The sequence below is a fragment of the Campylobacter sp. RM5063 genome (assembly GCF_024723655.1).
Classification (GTDB): Bacteria; Campylobacterota; Campylobacteria; order Campylobacterales; family Campylobacteraceae; genus Campylobacter_D; species Campylobacter_D lari_D.
On record NZ_JANQDA010000081.1, the window covers coordinates 1 to 249 of the forward strand.

At 25.3% G+C, this 249-nt stretch carries 1 protein-coding gene; it reads left to right on the top strand.

Features of this window, described 5'->3' with window-relative positions; genetic code table 11:
• On the top strand, window positions 1-249 hold a 249-nt coding region (locus tag CAMP5063_RS08460; RefSeq protein ID WP_337195175.1), incomplete at both ends, for a hypothetical protein.

The window sequence follows — 249 nt, forward strand, 5'->3', positions numbered from 1 at the left end:
ACCCCAACAATAGAATATCCTACTTTAAAAAATATCTATGGAACTTTCCAAAAAACTATAGATTATGATACAGATTATTCTATTAAAGTGAAAGGTTTATTACCTGATAGTGAAGTTGAAATTGTTTCAACTCCAAATGTAAGTGCTAAACAAACAAAATATGCAGTAAATTCAAGTGGTGAAGCTACACTAACATTTAATAAAATAAGCACATATAGTGTTAAAAATATTCAAGTTAAATTTAAATAT